The organism is Pseudarthrobacter cellobiosi, from assembly GCF_023913755.1.
Lineage (GTDB): Bacteria > Actinomycetota > Actinomycetes > Actinomycetales > Micrococcaceae > Arthrobacter > Arthrobacter cellobiosi.
This window is the reverse complement of sequence record NZ_JAMXBJ010000043.1, coordinates 81571-106284: the sequence shown is the minus strand read 5'-3', so window position 1 is coordinate 106284 and position 24714 is coordinate 81571. Positions and strand designations below refer to the sequence as shown.

Sequence of the window (24714 nt, the reverse complement as noted above, 5' to 3'; positions counted from 1 at the left end):
TTGCCCCTGCGGGGCTTCAGATAACTCATTCCTCGCCGCCGGTCCGGGACCGGGTACGGACCACGAGTACCGGGCAGGGCGAGTGATGAAGGACCTGTGTGGACACGGAGCCGAGCAGCAATCCGGTGAATCCGCCAAGACCGCGGGAACCTACGACCAGCAGATCGGCATTCTCGGCCGCACGCAGGAGCATATCGGCCGCATTGCCCTGTACAACATCACCGGTCACTGTCACGCCCTCGCTGTCCACGCGCTTCAGGGCCTCGTTCTGGAGACGGCGCGCGGTCTGCGGGAAGACGTCCGGGTCCCGGACCAGGCCTTCCATACCGACTGCGACGGGCGGGAACTCCCACGCGGTCACGACGCGGACCTGGCCGTGGCGCAGCCGCGCCTCCGTGACTGCCCATTCCAGCGCGAGGCGCGACGGGACCGAGCCGTCCACCCCGGCCAGGATCCTGAATCCTCCATCGCCGCCCATGAATGCCGCCCTCCGTCAGGTTCTTCACAAGTGTTGCCCTTAGTGTGTTCTCCACCTGATTTTCACCGCAAGGGCCGAAGATCCCGGTCTCGTCACCAGCACCGGCCGGGGGCTGAAACAGAATCCGGCGCAGGCTCGTTGTAGCGGTAAGTGCCCTGCCACAGGGCCGGTAGTCTTTGAACAGAAAGCCCGCAACGGAACGGAGGAGGACCGTCATGACCGCACCGGCACACGCTACCGCGATCGCGTTCCTTCTCCGTGCGGGCCTCTTCGCAGCCGTCCTGGCCCTTATTGCCGGGATTTTCGGCATGCATGTCATGACCACCACCCATGCCATGCACTCACCGGCCACGGCGGCAGCCGCTGTCAGCGCCCATCACAATTCATCCCCTGCCGGCCACACCGGAGAACATGCTCAAGGGCGGTCTTCTGCCCCGGACAAGCCCGGGGTCCAGGACGAGACAAGTGCCCGGACCGTGCAGTGTACGGACTCGGGCAACTGCACCAGCATGCAGGCCATGACCGAGGCTTGTACCCCGTCGGCAAAGACCGGCTCCCTGACAGCACCGCTGTCAGGCACCGGAATCATCGCCCGGAGCACCAACACCGGGGCCCTCACCACGACCAGCGCGCGGTGGCCCTATCTTCCCGGCAGCCCTTCACCGGGCGAGCTCTGCATCAGCCGAACGTAAAACAGGGCTCGCGCTGTGACCTGACCGGCGCCCGTCCCCGTCCGACGCTCCCCTGCGGACCCGTCCGGCGTATCACTGATGCACACACTCCCATGGCGCCCAACGCGCCCCCTGATGTCTTGAAGGACTTGAATACCAATGATGAACAAGAAATTTCTGAGCCTTTCCGCCACCGCCATCGCCGCGGCACTCGCCCTCGCCGGATGCTCAACCGGGACCTCCGGATCCTCCGCCACCTCCAGCTCCGCCTCCACCGGCAGCTCCATGCCGGGCATGGACCACGGCACGGGCATGATGTCCAGCAGCGCACCGGCTGCCGCAGCCGAACACAACGCGCCCGACACCATGTTCGCCCAGGGAATGATTCCGCACCACGAACAGGCCGTGGAAATGAGCGAGATGATGCTCCAGAAGAAGGACATCCCCGCGTCGGTCACTGACCTGGCCACCAGGATCAAGGCGGCCCAGGCACCGGAGATCGAAACGATGACCGGCTGGCTCAAGAGCTGGAACGAACCCGCGACCATGGGCGCCGGCCACACCATGAACGGCATGATGGGTGAGGACGACCTGAAGCAGCTCGAAGCGGCGCAGGGCACCGAAGCGGCCAAGCTCTTCCTGAAGCAGATGATTGCCCACCACGAGGGCGCCGTGACGATGGCCAAGACCGAAACTGCCCAGGGCAAGAACGCCGACGCGATCAACCTCAGCAAAAACATCGTGACCGCGCAGGAAGCTGAAATCAAGGAAATGCAGGACCTCCTGGCCACCCTCTGACCGGTGTCCTCCGGCGCCATCCCTGCCATGCCTCGCCTGAATCCTGGAGCCCCCATGCCCAATCCCTCCCGTCCCCGGACCCGCGCCACGGCTGCCCTGGCAGCTAGCGCCGGCCTCATCTTTGCCCTGACAGCGTGCAGTCCGTCCTCCGTCACCGCCGGAGCATCCCCTGCAGGCAGCACTGGTAGCCTCATGCCTGACGCTCACATTCACGGCCTGAGCGTCAGCAGCAAGACCGGCCAGGTGCTCCTGGCCACCCACGAGGGTCTGTTCGACATGACGAAACAGCCCGCCACCAAAATCGGTGCCACCAACGACCTGATGGGCTTCACCGGCGGCACTGACCACGGCGTCCTGTACGCTTCCGGACACCCCGGAGAAGGCTCCGACCTTCCCAACCCGCTCGGGCTCATCAGATCCACCGACGCCGGGAAAACGTGGGAACAGCTCTCCCGGCAAGGCGAATCCGACTTCCACGCGCTCACCGCCACCAAATCCGGAATCGTCGGCTTCGACGGCAGACTGCGTACCAGCCCGGACGGGAAAACCTGGAACACCGTGCCCACGGATTTCGTCCCGGCCGTCCTGGCCGGGAGCCCGACCAGCGACACCATCCTGGCCACCACCCCGCAAGGGATTCGCCGCTCAACCGACGGCGGGAAAGCATGGAACACGGTGGACACCGGACCCGTGCTCCAGTTCGCCGCCTTCGCCAGCCCCGCCGACGCCGTCGGAGTCGAACCCGACGGGACAGTCCACTCCTCCGCGGACGCCGGCGCGACCTGGACCCGAAAAGGAAAAATCCAAGGCGCAGTCCAGGCTGTGGCCGCGGTGAAGGGCCAGGAGGCAAACCTCTCGATCTGGGCCGCCACGGCCGGCGGGCTGGTCATCTCCACCGACGGCGGAGTCACGTTCCGACCCGCCGCAGACGGCTCCTGACCACCTTCCTCCTCACTGCATCATCCTGAGCATCAGCCGGCCCTCCGTTGGCCGGGTCGGACTCGCCGAACAGTGGTACCCGGGGCCCGGGACCTTGGACCCGGGACCTCGGACCCTACCGGTCAGCCGGCGCCGCGCAGAGAATCGGAGTACCAACTCCTGGAAGCGGAAGGCGCCGGTCATGATGTGGGGTTACGGACAAGGCATGGAGTGGATGTGGCTCTGGGGCCCTCTCCTGCTTATCGGGATCGCGCTCCTGGTGCTGCTGGCAGTGAGGGTCGCCGGCGGCGGCATCCGCCGCGGTTACGGGCCCGGAGGCCCGGACGGGCTAGGGGGTCCGCCGCCCATGGGAGGGAGCAGGGCGCGCCAGATCCTCGATGAACGCTTCGCGAAAGGAGAGCTGACCGCGGATCAGTACCGCGACCAGCTCAAGGTTCTCGGTGAGGGCCGGTAGTGCGGCCCATCAGCCGCCGCCAGGCGCTGCTCCTGGGCGGCCTGGGCGCCGCCGGGACGGTCGTCGGCGGGGCCGGGCTGATGTGGACGCTGACCTCCCCACCTGTCCCGGCCAGCGGAGGCGAGCTGACCCAGCCGCCGGAGGAACGAAGCGCTGACGGGCAGTTGGAGGTCCGGCTCGAGGCTGCCCCTGGACAGATACTGCTGGCCGGCCGGCAGGCCGCGGCCCTCGGCTACAACGGCGGCATCCCCGGACCGACGCTTCGCCTACGCGCAGGCGACGTCCTGAAGATCAAGCTTGTCAACAACCTGTCCCAGGCCACCAACCTGCACGTTCACGGCCTCCATGTGTCCCCCGAGGGCAACGGGGACAATGTCTTCGTCTCGGTGGAACCCGGCAGCAGCTTCGACTACGAATACAACCTTCCCCAGGATCATCCCCCGGGCGTGTACTGGTACCACCCCCACCATCACGGCATGGTCGCGGATCAGATCTTCGCAGGCCTCTTCGGAGCGATCATCATCGAAGACCACGAGCCCATCGAGGCGAGCGTGGAGCGGGTGCTGGTCGTGTCGGACACCACCCTGGACGGGCTGGGGAACATCCCTGCGGTCCCGGCGATGGAGCGGATGATGGGCCGGGAGGGTGAACTGCTCCTGGTCAACGGTCAACGCAACCCGCAATTCGGTGCCCGCCCCGGGCAACGGGAAAGGTGGCGCATCGTCAACGCGTGTGTCGCCCGCTACCTCCGGCTGCGGCTCGACGGACAGCAAATGCAGCTCCTCGGCATGGACTCCGGCCGCTTCCAGAAACCGGATAAAGTGGATGACCTGGTGCTCACGCCGGGAAACAGGGCAGACCTCCTGGTGACCACAGCACCCGGCGACTCCGTCCTGCGCGCGTTCTACCGGGACCGGGGAACCATGCCCGGAATGATGGGCCCTGGATTCGGTGCACGGAACCCAGCAGAGGAGCCCGACGGCGCGGCACTGGCCACGCTCCGCGTATCGGGCGCACCGGCCGCACCCCCGACCGCCGTGCCTGGCTACCAGGGGCTGGGAGACCTGCGCTCAGCCGTAGTCGCGGCACGCCGGCAATTGGTCCTGGCCGCTGGCATGGGCATGGGTATGGGCGCGGGCATGATGCGTTTCACCATCAACGGCAGGGAATTCAACGATGCCAGAACAGACACCACGGTCGCGGGCGGGAACGTCGAGGAGTGGACACTGATCAACACCAGCCCCATGGACCACCCATTCCACCTGCACGTCTGGCCGATGCAGATCATCGAGGAATACGGCCAAGGCAAGCAGGCCGCTGTCTGGCAGGACGTAGTGAACGTACCTGCGAACGGGCGGGTAAAGGTCAGAGTGGCTTTCAAGGACTTCCGAGGACGATCCGCCTACCATTGCCACATCCTTGACCACGAGGACCTTGGCATGATGGGCGTCATCGAAGTGCAGTGAGAAGACGTGGGCCGGAAGCCGGCTCGGGCGAAGCTCATATCGGCGAGGTTCCAAGCTCCGGACAGTATGGCAATTGCGGCCACCAAGGAATTCGCTTGCCTGATGAGGGTTGCTTGCCTCTGGACGTCTCGGCCCTCGCCGTCAGGTGACTTTTGGTCCCACGCACTCGACGGCCAGTTTTCGGACCGGTAAGGGCTCGGCTAGTGGCATGAGCATGTGCAGATAGCCACCGGTTCCAAGTACTCGTAGTCGGGTTCCAGCTCCCCGTACGCTGATGGGGGCGTGTCCACGTCGTCCAGCATCGCGCCGACCGCTTCCACGTCGATTTTCACCACGTCCGGGATCATAGTGCAGGGCTACGACACCGGCCGGGGCCCTGAATCAACGCGTGCGTGACCCTAGTGCCAGTCAGTTTCCCTTGGCATGGCACCGCGGAGAGCGATCGTTAGGGACGCCCGTTCACGTTGGTGAGGTTTGCAGCGCGGAGTGCTCCGTGGGTTCGGGCCAGTCGTTCGCGCAACCGGGTGTTCTCGTCCGTGAGTTGTCGGATGCGTTGGTGGGCGAGTTGCAGACTTCGGTGGAGGGACGTGTCCGATGCCCGGGTGGAGGACCCAGACGTTGAGGTTCGGGTCGGTGTTTTCTGCTGTTGGAGGAGGTCCAGCAGGTCCGGTTGGGTGTAGAGCCAGGAGCGTGACACTTCTGCGGCCCGGGCAAGCTCGGATGCGGTGGCTGTCCGCCCGCTTTCGTGAATTTGTGTCAGGGCTTGGTGGCGCGTGCGCGTGCTTTTTCAGATCGTTCGCGGGCCGCTGCCAGGAGGTGGTGGGTGTTGTCAGCCTGCATCCGGGGGGTCCTCATCGTCCGTGGGGGTGGTCTGGATGGCGTTGATGATGTTCTCGAGGTTGGTGGCGACTTTGAGGTTCATTTCGACCATGCGTGTCTGGCCTGCTGTTTCGGCTTCTGCGATGAGTTGAGCCCGTTGTCTTGCCCGGGGCTGATGGTTTCGCCTCTGATGTTGATCTTCGTTGCCTTTTCCCAGTGCCGCCGGACGGTTTCGTCCATCAGCCGCGCGTAGCGGGCGGTCATCTCGTGTGATTCATGGTCCAGTAACCGGCGGACCACTTCCTGCGGCGGCGGCGTTGATGAGTCGTGTCGCGCGTAGGTATGGCGGAGTTGGTGGGCGGTGAAGCGGAACGGGTGGCCCTGTTCATCATGGAGCCCGATCGTCGTCTGCCAGACCTGGATGAGGCCGGCGGCGGTTCCGGGGTTCCATGGGCATGGCGGCTCCTTGGAAACAGGCTCATGTTCTGGCTTCCGGTCTAACAGGCCCAATTGACTGAACCGTGAACTCGTGGACAACACTCCAGATAACGCTCCCCCAAGCCGAGCGTGACTGTCGTAGGCCACCCGTAGGCTACGTCAAAGACGTCCAGCCAAGGGCTGAAGGAAACATATATTCGAACACAAGGTCTTCAAGATCGTGTTTCCGGCTGGCTCTTGACTGCCGCCACAAAGGTTGGTGTGAGAACATCGCCTCATGACGTCCCGTGCCCCGGCAAGACCCTCGCGGGTGCCTCGAACCTCACAGGCCGCGGGCCGACTCCGCGGTATTGACGCAGCAAGGGGGCTGGCGCTCCTTGGCATGATGGCCACGCATCTGCTCCCCACCTTCGAGGCAAACGCCGACCTCACGCCCACATGGATCGGCCTGACCTTCTCCGGCCGCGCGGCAGCCCTGTTTGCCGTGTTGGCGGGCGTGGGCCTGGCGCTGTCCACCGGCAAGCAGCTGCCTCCGGAAGGTACTGCCTTGAACGCAGCCCGCCGCGGCATCGCACTGCGAGCCCTGGTGATTGCCGCCGTCGGGCTCTCACTGGGCGGGCTGGAAGTGAACCTTGCGATCATCCTGGTCCATTACGCGCTGCTGTTCCTGTGCATCCTGCCGTTCCTGGGCCTGAAGGTCAAGGCGCTGTGCGCCTGGGCCGCCGGCTGGACCGTGGTTTCCCCGGCGCTCGCATATCTGCTCCGCCCCTGGCTCATGGCAGCCAATCCGCCCCTGAATCTGGGGCACAACCCGTCCTGGGAAGACCTCTCGACGCCGTTCCCTCTGCTGGGAGACCTGTTCCTGACCGGCTACTACCCGGTGTTCCAGTGGCTGTCATATCTGCTGGTGGGCCTGGTCATTGGCCGGCTGGCCCTCACCAAGGCGATGGTTCCTGTCCTGCTGCTCGCCGGCGGGACTGCGGTGGCCGCACTGGCCAAGGCTTTGGGCACGGCCGCGATGGAGAACTGGGGCGGCCGGGCCGCGCTGGAGGCAGTCCTGAACGCCCCCGGATACCCGCTGGACAGTGTCCTCCAGGTCAACCTCACGGGAATCCCGCAGGAAGGATCCTGGTGGTGGCTGGCGGCCGCGGCGCCGCATTCGGCCACCACGCTGGATCTGCTTCACACCTGCGGTGTGGCAGCAGCCGTCGTGGGCGTGTTCCTCCTGCTCGGCAGGCTCGCTGACTGGCTGGACCTGGACCCGTTGCTGCCGCTGCGCGGTGCGGGAGCCATGACGCTCACGCTCTACTCAGCGCATGTCTGGGTGGTTTCGGCGTTCTACCTGAAACCACTGCCCGCCGGCTGGACCGAGGAGGGGGTGTACTGGGCGCATGCCGCGACGGCCATCACCGTGGGCATCGTGTTTGTCGTCCTGAAATGGCGGGGCCCATTGGAGCTGGTGGGCCATGCGGCCAACCAGCTGGGGCGCGGCGGACGAGCCGGCCTGCGCTAACCTACCGCCGCCGCGACCGGCCGCTGCCGCAGTGACCGGCCGCCGCAGCGCGGACGGCTACGAGCAGGCTCCTACGCCGGAACCTGGCCGCGGAACAGCTTCACGGCGTCGCGCATGGACGCGCGGGCGCGCTTGCGGTCCCCGGCAGCGTCATAGGCGCAGCTGAGCCGGAACCACGAACGCCAGTCACCGGGCGCCGCTTCAGCCTCGGCCTTGTACTTTTCGAATTCCAGATCCGCCGCTGAGCGGACGATCCGGCCGGCGGGTGTGCGCGGCAGTTCGTCGATGGGGAGCCCGCCTTCGGCCTCCAGCACCTTGGCCATCTGTTCCGTGCGCGCACCGAACAGCAGTTCACGGATCATGGCCCAGGCGCCGATGGCCGGGAGGACCAGGTAGGCAGCCCCGATGGCCTTGGCGGCGGGGTTGCTGTCCAGCAGCAGGAGCACGGAGCGCTGGAAGGACACCACCAGGTAGAAGACCAGCAGGAGCGTTACGGCACCCACCCAGATCTTGGTGCGGTTCTTCCGGAACGCAGCCAGGAACTCGCCCACGGCCTAGAGCCCCAAGTCCAGGTAGCCGTCCAGGCCCACCGTCAGTCCCGGATGCGCGGCGACGTTGCGCACGCCAAGCAGCACTCCGGGCATAAATGAAGCACGGTCAAAGGAATCGTGCCGGAAGGTCAGCTGCTCGCCCGGGCCGCCAAGCAGCACCTCCTGGTGGGCCACCAGCCCGCGCAGCCGGACGCTGTGAACGCGGACTCCCTCAACGTCGCAACCCCGCGCGCCGGCGAGTTCGCTGGTGGTCGCGTCAGGACTGGGCGGAATGTCCGCAGCCTTGCGCTCGGCTGCGATGAGCTCGGCGGTGCGGACAGCGGTCCCGGACGGCGCATCAACCTTTTCCGGGTGGTGCAGTTCGATGATTTCCACGGACTCGAAATATTTGGAAGCCTTGGCAGCGAAGGCTGAGGCCAGCACGGAGCCGAGGGCAAAGTTGGGGGCGATCAGCACTCCGGTTTCCGGATGCTCCGCGAGCAGTGCATCCAGGGCGGCGAGCCGGGTGGAATCCCAGCCGGTGGTTCCCACGACGGCGTGCATGCCATGCTCGACGGCGTAGCGCACGTTCGCTTCCGTGCTCTCGGGGACGGTTAGGTCCACCACGATGTGGGCACCCGACTCCGCCAGCTGGTCCAGCGAGTCGCCGCGTCCCAGGGCGGCTACGAGCATCAGGTCGGAGGCAGCTTCAACGGCCTTTACGGCTTCGGCGCCCATGCGCCCGCTGGCGCCCAGGACAGCCACGCGTGTGGGCACGGAGAGTTGTTCGGTCATGCCGTTAACCCTACCGTCGGGCCGGGTGCGGGATTGAACCGGAGGCTGTGCGTTACCTCGCAACCACCGGCAGGCGAAGGGAAGCCAGTGGTGCTCAGCGGCCTGCGCCCACCCACTCCACCGTGCCGTCGGCGAAGAACTGTTCCTTCCAGATGGGAACCTGCTCCTTGATGCGGTCCACCAGTTCGGAACACACGGCAAAAGCCTGCCCGCGGTGCGCCGCGGAGACCGCACAGACCAGCGCCGGATCTCCGATGTCGAGCATGCCGATGCGGTGGGCAGCCCAAATCCGCACGGGCTGGGTGGCGGATCCCTCGCCGGCATGTTCGGCGGCCAGACGGGCGACGACGTCGGCCATCACCTGGTGAGCCGTGGGGTGCGCGCTGTAGCTGAGCCGCTCCACTGCCTTGCCGCCGTCGTGATTCCTCACCACGCCGCTGAAGCTGACCACGGCCCCTGCGGTGTCAGATTCCACGGCAGCGATGGCCTGGTCCACGGAGATGGGTTCTGCGCTCAGCACCGCGTGGACCACTTCGAAAACCGATTCAGTGCCCATGGCCGCCCTCCAGCTGGTCGCACAGGTGCCCGATCAACGGGTCCAGCACCGACAGGCCGTCCATAACTCCCTTGGGTGAGCCGGGCAGGTTAACGATGAACGTCTGCCCGGCAGCTCCGGCGTGGCCGCGGCTGAGCGCCGCAAGCGGCGTTTTGGCTGCGCCCTCGCGCCGGATGGCCTCCATGATGCCCGGGATTTCCCGGTCCAGAAGGGGCAGGGTTACGTCTGGTGTGCGGTCGTCCGGGCTGAGCCCGGTGCCGCCGCTCGTGATCACGACGGCGGGATGCTGGGTGAGGAGGGCGCGGATGGCCGCCCCGACGGGCGCGCCGTCCGGCACCACCATGGCGGGATACGCCTCGAAGCCATGCTCGGTGAGCCAGTCGATGATGACGGGCCCGGTTTCGTCCTCATAGATGCCTGCGGCGGCCCGAGTGGACGCAATGACAACCCCGGCCTTCCGGCCCTGCACCTCGCCGTGCGTGTGCGGCTCCGGCAGGTGAGGTTGCGGCGTGTGCGGCTCCGTGTCTGGCTCAGCCGGGTAAGTGCTCTCGGTGCTCATAGTGTCCAGTCCCCGCTCTTGCCGCCGCTTTTCGCCAGCACTTTGATGTCGGTCAGCACGGCGTGCTTGTCGACGGCCTTGATCATGTCGTACACGCTGAGGGCAGCCACGGAGGCCGCCGTCAGCGCTTCCATCTCAACCCCGGTGACCCCGCGGGTCTTGACCGTGGCCAGAATCGCCACGGAATCGGTTCCGAGCTCGAAGTCCACGGTGACTTTCGAGAGCGGCAACGGATGGCAGAGCGGGATGAGTTCGGGGGTCTTTTTTGCCGCCATGATGCCGGCAACCCGCGCCACGGCCAGGGCATCACCCTTGGGCAGGCCGCCGGATCCGAGCAGGCCCAGCACTTCGTCAGTGGTGCGGACGGTGGCAGTGGCGGTGGCTTCCCGCGTGGTTTCGGATTTGCCCGACACGTCCACCATCTGGGCGCTTCCGTCCTGGCGCAGGTGGGTCAGCGCGGACGGGCTATGTTCTGGATTCACAGCATCCATACTTCCACCTCGTCACCCTCGGCGAGCGCCGAGACTCCAACGGGTACGTGCACCAGCGCGTTGGAGCCGGCGAGGGCATGCATAAGGTGGGAGCTTTCGCCCCCTTCCAGGCGGACCGTTCCGTCCCCCTGGAGGGTTCCGCGCCGGACCTGATGCTTGAGTTCCGGCGACGAAAGGCTGTGGCCCAGCCGTGCGCGGACAGGGATCCGTGGTGCCGGCGAGCCAAACAATTCGGTCAGCACAGGCCGCAGGAACATTTCGAAGGAAACCAGGCAGCTAACGGGATTTCCCGGGAATCCGAGGAAGGGCACACCGTCGAACGTCCCGATGCCCTGCGGGCCGCCGGGCTGCATGGCCACATGCAGGAACTCGGTAGCCTGGCCGTCCATGGCCTGGCGGACCACTTCGTAGGCTCCCTTGCTGACCCCGCCCGTAGTAACAATCAGGTCCACCGCACCAACATGGCTGCGCAGGAGTGCCCGGAATTCGTCAGGATGGTCCGAGGCGATGCCCGTGCGCACCACGGCCAGGCCCGCTTGCCGCATGGCGCTTTCGAGGAGGGTTCCGTTGGAATCGTAGATCTTGCCGGCCGGCAGGGGCTGGCCCGGTTCCACTACTTCGTCGCCGGTGGTAGCCAGCAAAACGGTCACCGGCCTGCGCACCGTAACCTCGGCGATCCCCAGGGCCGCCAGCAGCCCCAGCTGCGCCGGTCCGAGGAAGGTTCCCGCGGCCAGCGCCCGCTCCCCCACCGCAATATCACTGCCGGCCGACCGCACGAAGGTGCCTGCCGCCGTCGCCGGCAGCCACACAGTGGTTGTTTCCCCCGGGGCGGGGAACCGGTCGGGAACGGCACGTTCCACGGGCACGACGGCGTCAGCACCGACGGGAATCATGGCCCCCGTCATGATGGGGGCGGCAGTGCCGCAGTCCAGGGCCGCCGGCACGGCACCTGCCGGAACGGGGACAACCACAGGCAGCTCCGCACCGCCGTCGGACACGTCCAGGCTGTTGACGGCAAAACCGTCCATTTGGGAGTTGGCGAACGGCGGGAGGCTCAAGGGGGCCATCACGTCCTGGGCCAGGCCCTTGCCCAGCGCGTCGCGGAGTGCCAGCGTTTCCGTCCGTCCGTGGGCCCGCAGGGGCGCCAGCAGTTCGGTGACGGCGGCGCGGTGCAGGGCCACGGACCGTGCCTGGTGTGGCGTGTGGCTGTGCTGGTGCGGAGAGCTGTGCAAGGTCCTGCCTTCGGTCCGGGCCGTCATGGATTCACGTCAACTCTAATCGTGTGGAAGCCGGTGGCCCCGTCGGGAGCAACCGGCCGGCGATCCTCCACCTGCGGCTCGCCGTTGAGGTCCGTGGCGCGGACCTGGACCTCGTACTGGCCCGGCGTCAGCTCGATGCCAAGCTGCCACTGGTACCAGGTGTCCAGCGAAATCCCGGGTGCGAGGCGGGCCGCCTGCCACGGACCGCGGTTGACGCGGAGTTCCACCTTGCCGATCCCAGTGTGCTGGGCCCAGGCCACGCCGCCAAACATGACCGTTCCGGCGCCCACCCGCCGGCCGGTGCGGGGCACGTCGATCCGTGAGGACGTCTTGATGGGGCCGCGGTCGGACCAGCCGCGCGGAGTCCAATAGCCGACGTCGTCCGCGAACCTGGTGACGCGGAGTTCCGTCAGCCATTTGGTCGCGGAAACGTAGCCGTAGAGGCCCGGCACGATCAACCGGACCGGGAAGCCGTGTTCCAGCGGCAACGGTTCGCCGTTCATCCCCACCGCAAGCAGGGCGTCCCGCTGATCAGTGAGGACCTCCAGCGGGGTGCCCGCCGTCCAGCCGTCGGAGCTTCGGGACAGCACCATGTCGGCGCCGGATTGCGGCCGGGCAAGGGCCAGGAGTTCCCGCACCGGCCAGCCGAGCCAGCGTGCATTGCCGATCAGGTCTCCACCCACTTCGTTGGAGACGCAGGCGATGGTCACGTGCCGTTCGATCAGGGGCTTGGCCAGCAGATCAGCCAGGTTCAGCTCAATCTCCTGTTCCACCATCCCGGTGACGCGGAGGACCCAGGACTCAGGGTCGAGGGAAGGGACGATCAGGGCGGTGTCGATCCGGTAGAAGTCCCGGTTCGGTGTGACCAGCGGCTGCATTCCGTCCAGGCCTACGTCGGCGCCGGCCGGGATGGCGGGCGCTCCAGAGACTGCGGCAGGCAGTTGCAGTTTTTCGCGGGCGGCGCTGATGGCGGATGCCGCTCCTCGCCAGACCGCGGCCACAACCCCACCAACGGCGGTGGCCCCGGCGCTCGCAGCCAAGACCTGCAGGAACGTGCGCCGCCCGGCGGTTGTTACTGTCCTCGCGGGAACTTGCGTGTTTGCGGCACCTGTCCCGGCTGCGCCGGCCGGGAGCCCTTCGTGGAGGCGGCGGATCAGCCATCCCAGCAGGAGCGCACCTGCCAATGCAGCGGCCAGTGGCACTACAGCCGCGGCCGGGGTCATCTGGGCGCGGGTAAGGACCGCGCTAAGGCCTACAAGCCCAAAAACAGCAATCACCGCTGCACCGGCAAACCGCCTGCGCTGTTCCAGAATTCCGGCCAACGCCCCGACTGCTGCGATAACCAGGAGCATCCCGGCCACGAACACCGCTTTATCGGCGGTGCCGAAAAGGGAGATGGCCCAGTCCTTCACACCCGGCGGAACAGCATCGATCATGGCCCCGCCTACTGCCGTCAGGGGCGAGAGGGACGGACTGAACAGACCTGCCAGCAGCTCCCCTATTACGACGGCGGCGCCCGCGGCCACGGCTCCCGACACAGCGGCCCAGCGGCGGCTGCCTTGAGCGGCACCGTCGGTTCCCGAACGCCCTGAAGAGGTGGCGCCGTCGTCGGCCGTTTCCTGCAGGGGCTGGGAGCTGTTCACCTCTCCAGCATAGGTTCGCCGCGCCACGGCAGCGCCGGACTTCGCCACCGTTCGGATGGATTTCGGGCGATGGACCGGATCCCGGGCGTCATGGGCGTGATCCAAGGGTAAAGGTGGCGTAGCCTGAATTCATGACTGTTCAGCTAGGCATGCCGCAACCCCGGGAAGGTGCAGGGCCGGGCCTGCCGCTTGCCCGGCCGGCCGGCACGCCGCAGGGGCTGCTGGACCAGTACGGCCGCCGGGCCACGGACATGAGGCTGTCGCTGACGGACAAATGCAACCTGCGCTGCACCTACTGCATGCCTGCAGAGGGGCTTGAATGGCTGTCGAAGCAGGCCGTGATGTCCGCCGAGGAGATCGTGCGGATTGTCCGGATTGGTGTGGACCTGCTCGGTGTCCGCGAACTGCGCCTGACCGGCGGGGAGCCTCTGGTCCGGGCGGACCTGATTGACATCCTCGCGGCCCTGCGAAGCAATCATCCGGAGCTGCCGATCTCCATGACCACCAACGGCGTGGGCCTGGACAAAAAGGCTGCCGCGCTTAAGGCCGCGGGCCTGACCCGCATCAATGTCTCGCTGGATTCGCTGCACGAAGAAACTTTCACCAAGCTGACCCGGCGCCCCTTCCTGGACCGCGTGCTTGCGGGCGTCGACGCCGCCTGGGCGGCCGGGCTGGGCCCCGTCAAACTCAACGCCGTGCTGATGCGGGGCATCAACGATACCGAGTCGCCGTCCCTCCTGGCCTGGGCGCTGGACCGCGGCTACGAACTGCGCTTCATCGAGCAGATGCCCCTTGATGCGGATCACGGCTGGACGCGGCGGAACATGATCACGGCGGCCGAGATCCGCTCCCTGCTCTCGCACGACTTTGTGTTGAGTCCCGATCCCCGCGCCCGCGATGGAGCCCCCGCAGAACGCTTTGAAGTACGACGCCGGACGGCCGGGACCGCGGGGCCGGATGGTCCGGCGCTGGGTACCGAGGGACTTGTGCCTGCCGCTGGCGGGCCTCGGCCGGAAGGCGTGGAGGCGGCGCCGGAAGCCCCCGGGCCGGCGCTCGGCACCGTGGGCATCATCGCGTCCGTCACGGAGCCGTTCTGCTCCGACTGCCGTCGCACACGGATCACAGCCGAGGGCAAGATCATGAGCTGCCTGTTCTCCCGTGAGGAGTTTGATCTCTTGGGTCTGCTGCGGGACGGTGCCAGTGATCAGGCCCTGGCCGAACGCTGGCAGGACGCCATGTGGGTCAAGCCAAAGGCCCACGGCATGGACCACACAGGTCTCGGCGCAGCGGACTTTGTCCAGCCGGACCGCAGCATGAGCGCCATCGGAGGCTGAATTCTTGAACGTTCGTTACTTCGCTGCCGCACGCGCTGCCGCTGGAGTCGAAGAGGAGTTCTTTGATCTCGCGTCGGGGACCACAGTGGCCGGCCTGCTGCAGGCAGTCCTGGCTGTGGACCGCGCCGAGCCCCCTGCCGGCACTCCTCCTCTGCAACGCATCCTGTCCCGGAGCAGTTTCCTGCTCAACGAGGTGGCCGTCAGGGACCGCACGACTGTGTTAAATCCGGGCGATGTGGTTGACGTGCTGCCTCCGTTCGCTGGCGGGTAGGGCACCCTTCAGACCGTGCGAATGGATCCTTGAGGCCCAGGACCTTGGCGCGACGGACAGTAGAGGCCCCCGATCCCAGGGCCGTAAGTGTCCCTTCCCGCCGAAGCTGCCGGATCCATAGTCCTGATCACCTTCACAGAGGCTCGCGTGGCTTCTGAGTTATGCACATAGGCATTCGTCTACGCGGTTTTTGTCAGACCCACCTGTGACGCTTGAGGTATGGATCGCAGAGCAGCTGTGGAGGCGTTAGAGGCCATCGAGGCTTCCGTCGCTCGGCTTGCTGTTGTCATCCGTGAAGCTGCCGAATCCTCAGGTTCCCGGGACTCTGATCCGCTGCGCCGGAGGGCGAATAATGCCCTGATGACCTTGGCTGAAGTCGCTTGCGCGGAGGCAAAGATGGCGGGCCTCAAAGTCCAGGCAGTCGACGACTATGACGACGCTGCCCAAGCCCTGGCGGGTCCGGCCACGTCACCTGAGGACAACACCGGGCAAGAGATGGCCGTGGTCGCGGAGGTGGCATGCGTGCTAACGGTGAGCGAACGGTCCGCTGGGGCGCTATTGGCCGAGGCCCACCAACTCACCACCAGGCTGCCCCTGACCCTATCCGCGCTGCAGGCAGGGCAGATTTCGTGGCAGCACGCGAGGGTCATGGTCGACGAAACCACCAACCTTGACCGGCTGGCGGCTGCGGCGTTGGAGGCGCATTTCCTGGACCCCGACGCGGTTAACCCAGCGCGGGGGTGTCCGGCCGGTGGGCTCGTCCCCGGGCGGTTCCGGCACAAAGCCCGCACCTGGCGGGAACGGCATCACCCGGTTAGCATCGAAAAGCGCCACATAAGGAGTGCCGCCGACCGGCGGGTGGAGTACGCCCCGGACCGTGACGGCATGGCCTGGCTCTCCGCCTACCTTCCCGCCGATCAGGCCGCGGGGATCTGGGACCGCACCACCGCCGCAGGCAGAGCGCTCCAAGGACCTCATGAGGACCGGACCATCGGCCAGATCCGCGCAGACATCGCAGCCACGTGGCTCCTCGGCGGAACCGGTGATGAGGGTGGGGAAATGAGCAGCCGTCGTGCCGATGGTGTTCCGTCGCCGCAGGCGCAGGTGCTGGTCACGGTCCCGGTGATGTCGCTGCTGGGCTTCACTCAGGAGCCCGCCATGTTGGACGGCTACGGCCCGATCCCGCCGTCCATGGCCCGCAAGCTCATTGCCGACGGCGCCGAGTCCTTCCACCGAGTCCTGACCGACCCACGCGACGGCGCACCGCTGGAAATCGGTAGAACCAGCTACCGACTCACGAAAGCCCAACGCCAATGGCTACGGCTGCGGGACGGGAAGTGCCCGTTCCCCGGCTGCAGCAACCAGTCCTTGGACAACGAAGCAGACGATATTCTCGCCTGGGCCCACGGCGGCAGCACCGGAATCAGTATCCTCGGCCAGCCCTGCCCCAAACACCACAGACTAAGACACACCACAGCCTGGACACCCACAACAGCCACCAAGAACGAACCACCCGGCTGGATATCACCCACCGGACGCCACTACGCCAGCGAACACCCCGACTGGGAACCACCAGACTGGCCATCAAACATCCCCATGACCAACACCGGCATCGACACCGGTGCGGTCTTGGACGCGGACCTGGACCTGGAACTCGACCTGGACCTGGACCTGGACCTGGACCTGGACCTGGACACAAGCCTGCCACCGGCACAGAGGTGAAGGCGGGTTCGGTTACTCGGCCGTTCCCATCGCCAGGGCCAACAACGTCGCACGGCTATGGACGCCGCATGTCTCGAAAATCTGCTTGAACTGATCCTGGACGGTATAGGCCCCGATCCCCAAGGCGTCAGCCATGGCGTTGGTGTCGGCGCCGCAGGCGGCAAGCTCCAACAATTCCCGCTGCCGCGTTGTCAGCCCGAAGCTCCGGGCGAACATATCAAGCCTCGCCGCCGGAGGGCAGGCCTGGATGGTGACGGCCAATGGCGGAATGGCCGCCGTGCCGGTGGAGTCCATCCGGCTGGCCTGGAGCAGAGCCCACTGGCCCGACCCTGTGTGCACACGGGCGGACGCAGGATGACGATCCACGCCCGCCTCACGCGCCAGCAACTGGGCAGCCACGTTGAGAACCTCGGCCGGTACACGTTGAAAGGGATGCGGGCCAGCCTGAAGCAGTCCCAGCCACTCCTCCACAGAAGCAGTTCCACCCACCACCGCCATATCCGCATCCAGAGTCAGCACTGCCTGCTGAGGCAAGTCCGGCCCAGGACGTTCGCCGATGGCTGACGCCCCCACACGGACCACCTCGTGTCCTGCGGGGTCGCGTCCGTCAGGCACCACCAGGAGAAATTGCCCGGCTATCGAACGACGAAGGGCGGGCATGACCCTCACGCGTCACGGCAGCGATGTATCCCACTTCGTCGGCAGTAAAAGGATCGTCCTGCGCCGTTCGCCAGAGGTCAATCCAACCCCAGCAGCCGTGCTTGTCCGCCAGCACTGCGAACAGGACATCGGTCACTCCGTAGCGCTTCATAAGTCCCTCCCACACCAGGCTCCGTGATGGATTGCCGGCAGTTTCGCGCAGCAGCGTCGTCACTGGCGACGGGCTGATCGCCAACTGCGTCCACCGACCTGCCAGCGTCAGATACTTGAGCCTGATCAGCAACGGCAGTTCGTCCGGGCACGGAATTCTGGCAATGGGCGACATGCCCGTCGCCGTCAGCGGATCTGAGAGCGGCCACACGAAAGCACTGAACGGAAGCACCCGGCCCAACTCAGCGAGCACGGCAGTGCGTAACGAGTGGTGATCCGGGGCGGAGTCGCCGATGAGCCGGATCCGTTCAAGGCTCCTGTTCCAGGGCCTGCCGGGGGTCATTCCCCCAGTATGCACTCTGTAGGCAGCGCCGGGGTTTTCTACCAAGACCCTAGATTTCTGGGATACCGGCCACATCGGCCGGCGGTTAACGTGACAGTACGCGACGCAGCGGAACCGTGCGGCTGTCCCAGGACAGGAGCCATGGGTTGGACAGCACGGAGGCAAATAAGTGCGATCAACTAATACGATCAGCTAAGGAGAAGCAGCAATGTACACACTGCAAATCGAACATGGCATAAAGGACTTTGGCATGTGGAAAGAAGCCTTCGACCGGGATCCGGTGGACCGCGCGGCCTCCGGAGTCGTCAGCCACCGGATTTCCCAGCCTGTGGATGATTCCCACTACGTGGTGGTGGAACTCGATTTCAACGAACGCGGCCAGGCTGAGCATTTGCTGGCGAACCTGAAAAGTAGGGTGTGGAATTCCTCCTCCGCGGCGCCAGCCTTGAACGGCGCTCCGCGGACAAGGATTCTGGAATCAGCCGGCTGACGGTCGGAATTCTGCAGGGGCCCCAAGTGTCCGTTCGCGCAGAAGCAGGGGTCTTAACTGGCCTCTCGCGCCAACCTGCGGGCCTGCCAACCAGCAGGGGCTCAAGTGTCCGTTCGCGCGGGGGCTGGATGGGGTCAGACGCGGCGGCACTCGGAGGTCATGAACGGGACAAAGTCCTGGCCCTCGCCGAGGCGCAACTCGGCGGTGTGGATCAGCACGTCGTTGTCCACGCGGAAAGTATTGCGGGCAGTCCCCCGGTCACTGTGGCGTTCCACGCGCAGCACACCGTCCACCCAAGTGCAGCGGGCCGGAGCTCCCGGCGGCAGGCCCATGCTGTCCACGTGGTACCAGAGGATGTCGTTGTGGTCGCGGTCGACAGTAAAAACGCCGTGGCCTTCAAAGTGCGTGCCATCAGCTTCGGTGTGTCTGTAACTTTGCACGACGGCGTAGCCCCCGGCTGCCCTGGTGTAACTGATTTCCGCCGAGGCCGTGCGCTTGGGCCCCCAGGCCGACGCGTCCAGCCGGGTGGTGCCGCGCCAATGGCCCAGGAAGTTCTCCAGGACGGCGTGCACCGTGCCCGGCTGCGGAAGGTTCATAGGTTCATTATGGCGGGCGCAAGCCTGCCGGTCAGAGACCGAAGGTTTCGGACTCTGCGAATGGACCCACCACGGTGACAGTCCGCGGGGCGGCTGCCAGTTCCCTGGCAAGTTCCTGGACCTCCTGCGCGGTGACCGCCTTGATCTGGCGCAGGGTCTCGTCGATGTCCTGGTATTCACCGGACACCAGTTCAGCGCGGCCGAGTCGGGACATGCGGGAACCCGTGTCCTCAAGTGCCAGGACAATGCCACCGCACAGCTGGCCCACGGCCTTGCGCAGTTCGTCGTCGGAGATGCCGCCTTCGGCCAGCTTGTCCAGTTCCAGCCCCAGCAGGTCCAGCACCTGGCGGACCTTGGACGGAGTGCACCCTGCGTACATCCCGAAGTAGCCAGCGTCGGCGTAGGAGGAGGCAAAGGAGTACGTGGAGTACACCAGGCCACGCTTTTCGCGGATTTCCTGGAACAGCCGCGAGGACATCCCGCCGCCCAAGACGGCGTTGAGGACGCTCATGACGTAGCGACGTTCATCGGTGGCCACAATCGTGGGGCAGCCCATGATGATATTCGCCTGCTCCACCGCACGTTTGACCACATGCAGTCCTGCAGTGCCGGTGATGTCCGCCCGCTCGGTGGAGCGGCGATCCACCGGGGCGGCGTCCGGCTCAAGTGACCACCCGGCAGTGTGGAGGGCGTCCACCACAAGGCTGCAGACGACGTCGTGCTCCAGGCCCCCGGCGGCGGTGATGACCAGCTCATCCGGGCGGTAGTAACGGCGGTAGTGCTCCCAGACGGAGTCACGGGCGACGGCGCGGATCGCGGCGGGCGTGCCGCCGATGGGGCGGCCCAGCGGGTGGGTGCCCAGGACGGCAGCCACAAAGTTTTCATGCGCCACGTCCGTGGGGTCATCGCTGTCCATGGCAATTTCCTCCAGGATGACGTCGCGCTCCTGCTCCATCTCGGCCGGATCCAGGACGGCGCCGGTGATCATGTCGGCAATGACGTCGATGGCCATGGGCAGGTCCGTGTCCAGCACCCGCGCGAAATAGCACGTGCTCTCCTTGGCCGTGGCTGCGTTGGACTCCCCGCCCACCTCGTCAAAGGCCGAGGCGATCTCCAGGGCTGTGCGGCGCTTGGTCCCCTTGAACAGCAGGTGCTCCAGGAAGTGCGTGGAGCCGTGCTGGCCCGGGGCTTCATCGCGTGACCCGACGCCCACCCAGAAACCGATGGTCGCCGAACGCTGGCCCGGCATCGCTTCGGTGAGCACCCGCACGCCGCCCGGCAGCACCGAACGCCGGACAACAGAACCGCCGTCGGAGCCGTGGACCAGGGTGTCGCCGGGCTGGTTCTGCTCAAGCGGCAGGGGTACAACAGTCATTGAAGCCTTTCAGGAGCGGCAGCCGGATCTGGCTGCCATCGTAACAGCGGCGGGGCCGGTGGATCATCCACCGGCCCCGCCGATTCATGCTGTGTGGAGGAGGATGCTACTCCGCGTCAGTGGACTACTCCGCTTCGGCAGCGCCCTCTGCGGCGGAAGAGTCAACGCTCTCGGCGTCTTCTTCTTCAGCCACTACGGGGGACAGCGACAGCTTTCCGCGGTCATCGATCTTGGTGATTTCCACCTGGATCTTCTGGCCGACGGAAACCACGTCATCAACGTTGTCCACGCGCTTGCCGTTGGCCAGCTTGCGCAGCTCGGAGATGTGCAGCAGGCCGTCCTTGCCCGGAGTCAGGGAAATGAAGGCACCGAAGGTGGTGGTCTTCACGACCGTACCCAGGTAACGCTCGCCGATTTCCGGGATCTGCGGGTTGGCAATGGCGTTGATGGCGGAGCGTGCTGCGTCAGCAGACGGACCGTTGGTGGCGCCAATGTAGACCGTGCCGTCGTCCTCGATGGAGATGTCGGCGCCGGTGTCTTCCTGGATCTGGTTGATCATTTTGCCCTTGGGCCCAATGACCTCGCCGATCTTGTCAACCGGGATCTTGACCGCGATGACGCGCGGCGCGAACTCGGAGAGCTCATCCGGGGTGTCGATCGCGGAGTTCAGGACGTCAAGGATGTGCAGGCGGGCTTCGCGGGCCTGCTTCAGCGCTGCTGCCAGCACGGACGCGGGGATGCCGTCGAGCTTCGTGTCCAGCTGGATGGCCGTAACGAATTCGGCGGTGCCGGCAACCTTGAAGTCCATGTCGCCGAAGGCATCTTCGGCGCCGAGGATATCGGTCAGGGCTGCGTAACGGGTCTGGCCGTCAACCTGGTCGGAGACCAGGCCCATGGCGATACCTGCAACAGCTGCCTTCAGCGGCACGCCTGCATTGAGCAGGGACAGCGTCGAAGCGCAGACCGAACCCATCGACGTCGAACCGTTGGAGCTGAGAGCCTCAGACACCTGGCGGATCGCGTAGGGGAATTCCTCGCGGGACGGCAGCACCGGCATGATGGCGCGCTCTGCGAGGGCGCCATGGCCGATTTCGCGGCGCTTGGGCGAACCCACGCGGCCGGTCTCGCCAGTGGAGTACGGCGGGAAGTTGTAGTTGTGCATGTAGCGCTTGCGCGTGACGGGCGACAGCGAATCGATCTGCTGTTCCATCTTGAGCATGTTCAGCGTGGTGACACCCATGATCTGGGTTTCGCCGCGCTCGAAGATTGCCGAGCCGTGCACGCGGGGCAGAACCTCAACCTCGGCGGTGAGCTGGCGGATGTCCGTCAGGCCTCGGCCGTCGATGCGGATCTGGTCCTTGAGGATGCGCTGGCGCACAACCTGCTTGGTGACCGAGCGGAATGCTGCGGACAGCTCCTTGTCGCGGCCTTCGAACTGGCCGGCCAGGGAAGCAGTGACTTCGTCCTTGAGCGAATCCGTTGCAACATCGCGTTCCTGCTTGTCGGCGATCTGGAAGACAGCGGCCAGCTTCTCAGCGGCAGCCGACTCAACAGCGGCGTAGACGTCATCCTGGTAGTCCAGGAAGACCGGGAACTCAACGGTGGGCTTGGCAGCGCGTGCAGCCAGGTCAGCCTGGGCGTCGCAGAGTGCTTTGATGAACGGCTTGGCAGCCTCGAGGCCCTCGGAGACAACCTCTTCGGTGGGAGCGGTGGCGCCCTGTTCCTTGATGAGGTTCCAGGAGTTGTCGGTTGCCTCGGCTTCGACCATCATGATGGCGACGTCGTCACCGGCAACACGGCCGGCTACAACCATGTTGAACACGGAGTTCTCGAGCTGGGAGTGCTTGGGGAAAGCAACCCACTGTGAACCGTGCTCGTCAGCGACGAGGGCAACGCGGACGCCGCCGATCGGGCCGGAGAACGGCAGACCGGACAACTGGGTGGACATGGAGGAGGCGTTGATGGCCACCACGTCGTAGAGCTCGTCGGGGTTGATGGCCAGGACGGTCACCACGATCTGGACCTCGTTGCGCAGGCCCTTGACGAAGGCCGGACGCAGCGGGCGGTCCATAAGGCGGCAGGCCAGGATGGCCTCGGTGGACGGGCGGCCTTCGCGGCGGAAGAACGAGCCCGGGATACGGCCGGCGGCGTACATACGCTCTTCAACGTCAACCGTCAGCGGGAAGAAGTCGAAGCCTTCGCGCGGGTGCTTGCCTGCGGTGGTGGCGGACAGCAGCGCGGTGTCTTCGTCGATGTACACCATGGCTGCGCCGGCTGCCTGCTTGGCAAGACGGCCGGTTTCAAAGCGGATTACACGCTTGCCAAAGCGGCCATTGTCAATGACTGCTTCTGAGAACTGGATTTCGGGACCCTCCAAGAGAGTCACCTCCGTTTCTTGTTTCACGGAGTCCAGCCGCATCAACCCAGTCCAGCATCTGTCTACTGGCCTGCACTGCACCCGGTCATCGATCGAGACCCACGGGCCGAGGGCTTCATTCTTCGAAGCCGTTCCCGGGGATCACTACCGAGGACCGCGAATGCGTGATGCGGTTGATCCTCCTGTTTAATTTTCTTCTGAAGAAGGCGGCCCTTTCCGTCACGGAAGGGGCCGCCCCTTAAAGCTGACTAGCGGCGCAGGCCGAGACGTTCGATGAGCGCACGGTAGCGGGTGATGTCAGTGTTCTTGAGGTAGGTGAGCATACGCTTGCGACGACCAACCATGGCCAGCAGACCGCGCTGGGTGTGGTAATCGTGCTTGTGCACCTTCATGTGCTCAGTCAGATCCTTGATCCGCTGAGTCAGGACTGCAACCTGGACCTCCGGCGAACCGGTGTCGCCCTCGGACGTTGCGAAATCCTGGATGATGGACTGCTTTACAGCGGCGTCAAGTGCCACAATAACTCCTAGAGATGTGCCGTGAGGCCCGATTCAGTACTTCACTGCCGGGTCTGCCCGCGCGGGAATCCCCCGGAAACCAGGGAATTTCCACACATGGCAGGAACCAGCCGCCACGGACTGCAGCCGGATCCATCTGTTAGTTTACCGGCCCCGCCGCAATCTTGTCGAAACAGCCGCGGCCGTCCCCAAAAGGCAGTCCCCGAAAAGGCGGCCGCTCAGCGACGCAGCTGATCCCGGATGGTGGCCATCCCCCGGAACAGCTCCGCGAAGCTGGTACTCAAGGGCGACAACCCGACGCGGATCCCATGTGGTGCGCGGAAGTCCGGGATGACGTCCTGTTCCCACAGCGCCGCCGTCACGTTCCGGAACGCCGGATGATCCAGGGTGATGTGGCTCCCTCGAAGCTCCGGGTCCCGCGGCGACGCCAGCTCCACGCCCGCCGGTTCCAGCCACGCCTCAAACAGCTGAACGGCGTAGGCCGTGAGTTTCAGGGACTTCTCCCGGATGGCAGCCATGCCGGCCTCTTCGATGAGGCCCAGGGTCCCCCGCATTGCCAGCATCCCGAAGATGGCCGGAGTGCCGCTGAGGAAACTCCGGATCCCGGGCGCCGGCTCGTAGCCTGCGGCCATCTCGAACGCGTCCTTGCGTCCCATCCAGCCCCAGATCGGCTGCTTCAGTCCGGGCAGGTGCCGGCGGTTGACGTAGGCGAATGCCGGCGAGCCCGGTCCCCCGTTGAGGTACTTGTAGGTGCAGCCCGCGGCAAAATCCACGTTTGCCCCGTCCAGGTCCAGCTCCACGGATCCGGCGGAGTGGCACAGGTCCCAGACCACCAGCGCCCCTGCGCCGTGTGCAACTTCCGTGATGCCCGGAAGGTCCGCCAGGAAGCCTGAGCGGTAGGCCACGTGGCTCAAAAGTACGACGGCGGTGGCCGGGCCGGTGGCGTCCCGCACCTGTTCGACGGTGACGCCGGACGCAGGATCGGCTTCGATCCACCGCAGGGTGAGTCCTTCCTCGCGGGCGATGCCCTCGACCAGGTAGCGGTCCGTGGGGAAGTTGTCCGTGTCCAGGACGATTTCGGTGCGGGCGGGGTCAGCCACGGTGGCCAGCGCAGCGCGGATCAGTTTGTAGAGCACCACTGTGGTTGAGTCGGCGATGACGGTCTGGCCCGGGGCTGCGCCGAGGACAGCGCGGCCCAGCTGATCGCCGATGGTCTGGGGCAGGTCCAGCCATTCCTCATCCCAGCCACGGATGAGCCGGCCGCCCCAACCTTCCTCGATAAAGGTGCTGATGTCCCGTTGTGTCCGCTTCAGCGGGCGGCCCAGGGAATTGCCGTCGAGGTAGGAAAGGTCCGTGTCCGTCCCGATGAAGAGGCCGCGGTAGCGCGCCAACGGGTCGCCTGCATCCAGTTGCGCGGCCTGCTCAAGGAGGTCGGCGGCGGCGTGGTTCTCCATGTTCGCGTTCATTGC

Annotated in this window: 28 protein-coding genes; 10 read left to right on the top strand and 18 right to left on the bottom strand. The window is 65.9% G+C overall.

Annotated elements, in window-relative coordinates; all coding sequences use genetic code 11:
• Positions 1-25: 25 nt before the first annotated feature.
• Positions 26-478 carry a universal stress protein gene (locus NG696_RS10105; RefSeq protein WP_252575313.1) on the bottom strand — a complete coding sequence of 151 codons (453 nt, stop codon included), beginning with the start codon at positions 476-478 and terminating at the stop codon, positions 26-28.
• Between the two features lie 215 nt (positions 479-693).
• Between NG696_RS10105 and NG696_RS10100 the strand changes: the two genes are divergently transcribed.
• From NG696_RS10100 to NG696_RS10080, 5 genes are all read left to right on the top strand, one after another.
• Positions 694-1170, top strand: coding sequence for a hypothetical protein (locus tag NG696_RS10100; RefSeq protein ID WP_252564773.1), 477 nt, complete (start codon positions 694-696; stop codon positions 1168-1170).
• Positions 1171-1308: 138 nt separating this feature from the next.
• Complete coding sequence (locus NG696_RS10095; RefSeq protein WP_252564775.1) at positions 1309-1947, top strand: DUF305 domain-containing protein; 639 nt, start codon at positions 1309-1311, stop codon at positions 1945-1947.
• 54 nt (positions 1948-2001) lie between these two features.
• Positions 2002-2886 (top strand): F510_1955 family glycosylhydrolase, encoded by an 885-nt coding sequence (locus NG696_RS10090; protein ID WP_252575312.1) that lies wholly within the window; start codon positions 2002-2004, stop codon positions 2884-2886.
• Between the two features lie 181 nt (positions 2887-3067).
• Positions 3068-3340 carry an SHOCT domain-containing protein gene (locus NG696_RS10085; protein WP_252564779.1) on the top strand — a complete coding sequence of 91 codons (273 nt, stop codon included), beginning with the start codon at positions 3068-3070 and terminating at the stop codon, positions 3338-3340.
• Positions 3340-4806, top strand: a complete 1467-nt coding sequence (locus tag NG696_RS10080; protein ID WP_252564780.1) for a multicopper oxidase family protein — start codon at positions 3340-3342, stop codon at positions 4804-4806. The genes NG696_RS10085 and NG696_RS10080 overlap by 1 nt, the downstream gene beginning before the upstream one ends.
• Positions 4807-5006: 200 nt before the next feature.
• Here NG696_RS10080 and NG696_RS10075 read toward each other — a convergent pair whose 3' ends face one another.
• The 3 genes from NG696_RS10075 to NG696_RS10070 all read right to left on the bottom strand — a co-directional run bounded on the left by NG696_RS10075 (position 5007) and on the right by NG696_RS10070 (position 6210).
• Positions 5007-5153 carry a hypothetical protein gene (locus NG696_RS10075; RefSeq protein ID WP_252564782.1) on the bottom strand — a complete coding sequence of 49 codons (147 nt, stop codon included), beginning with the start codon at positions 5151-5153 and terminating at the stop codon, positions 5007-5009.
• A gap of 98 nt (positions 5154-5251) precedes the next feature.
• Positions 5252-5566 carry a DUF6262 family protein gene (locus NG696_RS21105; RefSeq protein ID WP_374208651.1) on the bottom strand — a complete coding sequence of 105 codons (315 nt, stop codon included), beginning with the start codon at positions 5564-5566 and terminating at the stop codon, positions 5252-5254.
• Positions 5567-5724: 158 nt separating this feature from the next.
• Positions 5725-6210 (bottom strand): tyrosine-type recombinase/integrase, encoded by a 486-nt coding sequence (locus NG696_RS10070; RefSeq protein ID WP_252564784.1) that lies wholly within the window; start codon positions 6208-6210, stop codon positions 5725-5727.
• Between the two features lie 130 nt (positions 6211-6340).
• On the opposite strand from NG696_RS10070, the gene NG696_RS10065 reads away from it, so the two are divergent.
• On the top strand, positions 6341-7576 hold the full coding sequence (locus tag NG696_RS10065; RefSeq protein ID WP_252575311.1) for a heparan-alpha-glucosaminide N-acetyltransferase domain-containing protein: 1236 nt from the start codon (positions 6341-6343) through the stop codon (positions 7574-7576).
• Between the two features lie 71 nt (positions 7577-7647).
• On the opposite strand, the gene NG696_RS10060 is transcribed toward NG696_RS10065, so the two are convergent.
• The 7 genes from NG696_RS10060 to NG696_RS10030 form a co-directional block, all read right to left on the bottom strand.
• Positions 7648-8127 carry a hypothetical protein gene (locus NG696_RS10060; protein ID WP_252564788.1) on the bottom strand — a complete coding sequence of 160 codons (480 nt, stop codon included), beginning with the start codon at positions 8125-8127 and terminating at the stop codon, positions 7648-7650.
• A gap of 3 nt (positions 8128-8130) precedes the next feature.
• Entirely contained in the window at positions 8131-8901 is a 771-nt protein-coding gene (gene dapB / locus NG696_RS10055) for a 4-hydroxy-tetrahydrodipicolinate reductase (protein WP_252564790.1), read from the bottom strand.
• 94 nt (positions 8902-8995) lie between these two features.
• Entirely contained in the window at positions 8996-9457 is a 462-nt protein-coding gene (locus NG696_RS10050; protein WP_252564792.1) for a molybdenum cofactor biosynthesis protein MoaE, read from the bottom strand.
• Positions 9447-10016, bottom strand: coding sequence for a MogA/MoaB family molybdenum cofactor biosynthesis protein (locus tag NG696_RS10045; protein ID WP_252575310.1), 570 nt, complete (start codon positions 10014-10016; stop codon positions 9447-9449). The genes NG696_RS10050 and NG696_RS10045 overlap by 11 nt, the downstream gene beginning before the upstream one ends.
• Positions 10013-10507 (bottom strand): cyclic pyranopterin monophosphate synthase MoaC, encoded by a 495-nt coding sequence (moaC, locus tag NG696_RS10040; RefSeq protein WP_252564795.1) that lies wholly within the window; start codon positions 10505-10507, stop codon positions 10013-10015. Before moaC ends, NG696_RS10045 begins: the two co-directional genes overlap by 4 nt.
• Positions 10495-11766 carry a molybdopterin molybdotransferase MoeA gene (locus NG696_RS10035; protein WP_252575309.1) on the bottom strand — a complete coding sequence of 424 codons (1272 nt, stop codon included), beginning with the start codon at positions 11764-11766 and terminating at the stop codon, positions 10495-10497. Before NG696_RS10035 ends, moaC begins: the two co-directional genes overlap by 13 nt.
• Positions 11763-13409 carry a molybdopterin-dependent oxidoreductase gene (locus NG696_RS10030; protein WP_308291961.1) on the bottom strand — a complete coding sequence of 549 codons (1647 nt, stop codon included), beginning with the start codon at positions 13407-13409 and terminating at the stop codon, positions 11763-11765. Before NG696_RS10030 ends, NG696_RS10035 begins: the two co-directional genes overlap by 4 nt.
• 131 nt (positions 13410-13540) lie before the next feature.
• Between NG696_RS10030 and moaA the strand changes: the two genes are divergently transcribed.
• From moaA to NG696_RS10015, 3 genes are all read left to right on the top strand, one after another.
• On the top strand, positions 13541-14743 hold the full coding sequence (gene moaA, locus NG696_RS10025; RefSeq protein WP_252564799.1) for a GTP 3',8-cyclase MoaA: 1203 nt from the start codon (positions 13541-13543) through the stop codon (positions 14741-14743).
• A gap of 4 nt (positions 14744-14747) precedes the next feature.
• Entirely contained in the window at positions 14748-15014 is a 267-nt protein-coding gene (locus NG696_RS10020) for a MoaD/ThiS family protein (protein WP_252564801.1), read from the top strand.
• A 219-nt stretch (positions 15015-15233) separates the two neighbouring features.
• The gene (locus NG696_RS10015) at positions 15234-16736 is read left to right on the top strand and encodes an HNH endonuclease signature motif containing protein (protein ID WP_252575308.1); all 1503 of its coding nucleotides are present in this window, start codon (positions 15234-15236) and stop codon (positions 16734-16736) included.
• A 12-nt stretch (positions 16737-16748) separates the two neighbouring features.
• On the opposite strand, the gene NG696_RS20960 is transcribed toward NG696_RS10015, so the two are convergent.
• Complete coding sequence (locus NG696_RS20960) at positions 16749-17354, bottom strand: helix-turn-helix transcriptional regulator (protein ID WP_252575307.1); 606 nt, start codon at positions 17352-17354, stop codon at positions 16749-16751.
• On the bottom strand, positions 17344-17889 hold the full coding sequence (locus tag NG696_RS10005; protein WP_252564806.1) for a hypothetical protein: 546 nt from the start codon (positions 17887-17889) through the stop codon (positions 17344-17346). The genes NG696_RS20960 and NG696_RS10005 overlap by 11 nt, the downstream gene beginning before the upstream one ends.
• 208 nt (positions 17890-18097) lie before the next feature.
• On the opposite strand from NG696_RS10005, the gene NG696_RS10000 reads away from it, so the two are divergent.
• Positions 18098-18379, top strand: a complete 282-nt coding sequence (locus tag NG696_RS10000) for a hypothetical protein (RefSeq protein WP_252575306.1) — start codon at positions 18098-18100, stop codon at positions 18377-18379.
• A 134-nt stretch (positions 18380-18513) separates the two neighbouring features.
• Here the strand turns inward: NG696_RS10000 and NG696_RS09995 are convergent, their stop codons facing one another.
• From NG696_RS09995 to kynU, 5 genes are all read right to left on the bottom strand, one after another.
• Positions 18514-18975, bottom strand: coding sequence for a DUF1579 family protein (locus tag NG696_RS09995; protein ID WP_252564809.1), 462 nt, complete (start codon positions 18973-18975; stop codon positions 18514-18516).
• A 31-nt stretch (positions 18976-19006) separates the two neighbouring features.
• Entirely contained in the window at positions 19007-20350 is a 1344-nt protein-coding gene (locus NG696_RS09990) for a M16 family metallopeptidase (RefSeq protein WP_252575305.1), read from the bottom strand.
• A gap of 124 nt (positions 20351-20474) precedes the next feature.
• On the bottom strand, positions 20475-22727 hold the full coding sequence (locus tag NG696_RS09985; RefSeq protein WP_252575350.1) for a polyribonucleotide nucleotidyltransferase: 2253 nt from the start codon (positions 22725-22727) through the stop codon (positions 20475-20477).
• A gap of 248 nt (positions 22728-22975) precedes the next feature.
• Positions 22976-23245 (bottom strand): 30S ribosomal protein S15, encoded by a 270-nt coding sequence (gene rpsO, locus NG696_RS09980; protein ID WP_056348417.1) that lies wholly within the window; start codon positions 23243-23245, stop codon positions 22976-22978.
• A gap of 218 nt (positions 23246-23463) precedes the next feature.
• A complete protein-coding gene (gene kynU / locus NG696_RS09975; RefSeq protein WP_252575349.1) occupies positions 23464-24711 on the bottom strand; it encodes a kynureninase in 1248 nt (415 codons plus the stop codon).
• Between the last annotated feature and the right edge of the window lie 3 nt (positions 24712-24714).

Bases quoted from the DNA above. Each gene is read 5' to 3' on its own strand.
- NG696_RS10100 (WP_252564773.1), top strand. From the start codon at position 694: ATGACCGCACCGGCACACGCTACCGCGATCGCGTTCCTTCTCCGTGCG.
- NG696_RS09995 (WP_252564809.1), bottom strand. From the start codon at position 18,975: ATGAACCTTCCGCAGCCGGGCACGGTGCACGCCGTCCTGGAGAACTTC.
- NG696_RS10075 (WP_252564782.1), bottom strand. From the start codon at position 5,153: ATGATCCCGGACGTGGTGAAAATCGACGTGGAAGCGGTCGGCGCGATG.
- NG696_RS10000 (WP_252575306.1), top strand. From the start codon at position 18,098: ATGTACACACTGCAAATCGAACATGGCATAAAGGACTTTGGCATGTGG.
- NG696_RS10085 (WP_252564779.1), top strand. From the start codon at position 3,068: ATGATGTGGGGTTACGGACAAGGCATGGAGTGGATGTGGCTCTGGGGC.
- NG696_RS10090 (WP_252575312.1), top strand. From the start codon at position 2,002: ATGCCCAATCCCTCCCGTCCCCGGACCCGCGCCACGGCTGCCCTGGCA.
- NG696_RS10105 (WP_252575313.1), bottom strand. From the start codon at position 478: ATGGGCGGCGATGGAGGATTCAGGATCCTGGCCGGGGTGGACGGCTCG.
- NG696_RS10050 (WP_252564792.1), bottom strand. From the start codon at position 9,457: ATGGGCACTGAATCGGTTTTCGAAGTGGTCCACGCGGTGCTGAGCGCA.
- NG696_RS10015 (WP_252575308.1), top strand. From the start codon at position 15,234: ATGGATCGCAGAGCAGCTGTGGAGGCGTTAGAGGCCATCGAGGCTTCC.
- moaA (WP_252564799.1), top strand. From the start codon at position 13,541: ATGACTGTTCAGCTAGGCATGCCGCAACCCCGGGAAGGTGCAGGGCCG.
- NG696_RS10065 (WP_252575311.1), top strand. From the start codon at position 6,341: ATGACGTCCCGTGCCCCGGCAAGACCCTCGCGGGTGCCTCGAACCTCA.
- NG696_RS10045 (WP_252575310.1), bottom strand. From the start codon at position 10,016: ATGAGCACCGAGAGCACTTACCCGGCTGAGCCAGACACGGAGCCGCAC.
- kynU (WP_252575349.1), bottom strand. From the start codon at position 24,711: ATGAACGCGAACATGGAGAACCACGCCGCCGCCGACCTCCTTGAGCAG.
- NG696_RS10035 (WP_252575309.1), bottom strand. From the start codon at position 11,766: ATGACGGCCCGGACCGAAGGCAGGACCTTGCACAGCTCTCCGCACCAG.
- dapB (WP_252564790.1), bottom strand. From the start codon at position 8,901: ATGACCGAACAACTCTCCGTGCCCACACGCGTGGCTGTCCTGGGCGCC.
- moaC (WP_252564795.1), bottom strand. From the start codon at position 10,507: ATGGATGCTGTGAATCCAGAACATAGCCCGTCCGCGCTGACCCACCTG.
- NG696_RS09990 (WP_252575305.1), bottom strand. From the start codon at position 20,350: ATGACTGTTGTACCCCTGCCGCTTGAGCAGAACCAGCCCGGCGACACC.
- NG696_RS10005 (WP_252564806.1), bottom strand. From the start codon at position 17,889: ATGACCCCCGGCAGGCCCTGGAACAGGAGCCTTGAACGGATCCGGCTC.
- NG696_RS10095 (WP_252564775.1), top strand. From the start codon at position 1,309: ATGATGAACAAGAAATTTCTGAGCCTTTCCGCCACCGCCATCGCCGCG.